At 70.0% G+C, this 1,374-nt stretch carries 1 protein-coding gene and 2 pseudogenes; all 3 read left to right on the top strand.

Going from position 1 to position 1,374, the window contains the following annotated elements:
• Window positions 1-194, top strand: a pseudogene (locus tag JCM9942_RS15935) (RDD family protein); the annotation flags it as partial.
• On the top strand, window positions 191-1,183 hold the full coding sequence (locus JCM9942_RS15930; protein ID WP_054660837.1) for a stage II sporulation protein M: 993 nt from the start codon (window positions 191-193) through the stop codon (window positions 1,181-1,183). The pseudogene JCM9942_RS15935 and the gene JCM9942_RS15930, both read left to right, overlap by 4 nt.
• Window positions 1,173-1,374 (top strand): annotated as a pseudogene (locus JCM9942_RS15925) (DUF4129 domain-containing protein); the annotation flags it as partial. The gene JCM9942_RS15930 and the pseudogene JCM9942_RS15925, both read left to right, overlap by 11 nt.

Raw genomic sequence — 1,374 nt, 5'->3', positions numbered from 1 at the left:
CGCTGGTCCCGCCGCTGCCACTGCAGCCCGGTGAACAGAGGGCGGTGATGGCCTTCGCCGAACGTGCCCCGGCGCTGTCTCCGGCGCGGCAGCAGGAGCTGGGCGATATCGCCTCGGTACTGAGCGAGGCGCGCGGCCAGGCCGGCGTGCTGCGCCTGTATGCGATGGCCAACTGGCTGCTGGGGCGGCGATGAGACAGGAACAGTTCGTCGCCCGCTACCAGCACGAATGGCAGCAGTTCGAGCACTGGCTGCAACGCCGAGGCCAGAACCCGCGCAAGGCGCGCGGCACGCGGGACCCGGACCTGCCCGGCGATGAAACCATTCCCGAACGTTACCGGCGACTGTGCCAGCAACTGGCACTGGCGCGCCGCCGCGGGTACAGCCCGCAGCTGGTCGAGCGCCTGCAGCAGCTGATGCAGCGTGGCCACAGCCTGCTGTACCGCACCCCGGCCCCGCGCTGGCAGCGCGCGGTGGAATTCCTCGTTGCCGATTTCCCGCAGCTGGTGCGCAGCCAGGCCGCCGCGATGGCGGTGGCGTGCGCACTGTTCGTGCTGCCACTGGTCGGCATCTTCGTGCTGCTGCAATACCAGCCCGAGCTGATCCACCTGCTGCTGGACCCGCGCCAGATCGCGCAAATGGAAAAGATGTACGACCCGGCCGCCGACCGCCTGGGCCGCGACAGCGGCACCGACTGGGCGATGTTCGGCCACTACATCATGAACAACATCAGCATCGGCTTGCGCACGTTCGCCAGCGGCCTGCTGGCCGGGATCGGCACGGTGCTGGTGCTGCTGTTCAACGGCATCACCATCGGCGCGGTGGCCGGGCACCTGCAGCAGGTCGGCTTCGGCGATCCGTTCTGGCGTTTCGTGGTCGGCCATGCGCCGTTCGAGCTGACCGCCATCGTCATCGCCGGCGGCGCCGGCCTGCAGCTCGGACTGAGGCTGCTGGCGCCCGGACGCAAGCGCCGGATCGACGCGCTGGTCGAAGGCGGCGTGATCGGCGCGCGGCTGTGCCTGGGCGTGGCCTTCATGCTGCTGGTGGCCGCCTTCATCGAGGCGTTCTGGTCCTCCACCGCGGCTGTGCCGGCGTGGGGCAAGTTCAGCGTCTCCGGGGTGCTGTGGGCGCTGGTGATCTTCTGGCTGTGGCGCGGCGGGCGGGGAGCGGATCATGCGGATTGACCAGCTCGACGTGGTGCTGCGCGCGCGCTCGCCGTGGGAGGCGATGGAACTGGGCACCGCGCTGGTGCGCCGCCACGCCGGCGCGATCTGGAAGCCGTGGCTGCTGCTGACACTGCCGGTGTTCGCGCTGCTGAACCTGGCCGGCTGGTGGCTGGACAATTTCTGCTGGCGGCGTTCGCGCTGTGGTGGCT

It is taken from the genome of Stenotrophomonas pictorum JCM 9942 (assembly GCF_001310775.1).
Taxonomy (GTDB): Bacteria; Pseudomonadota; Gammaproteobacteria; order Xanthomonadales; family Xanthomonadaceae; genus Stenotrophomonas; species Stenotrophomonas pictorum.
The sequence above is the reverse complement of the archived record's forward strand: the minus strand, read 5'-3'. Positions and strand labels throughout refer to the sequence as shown.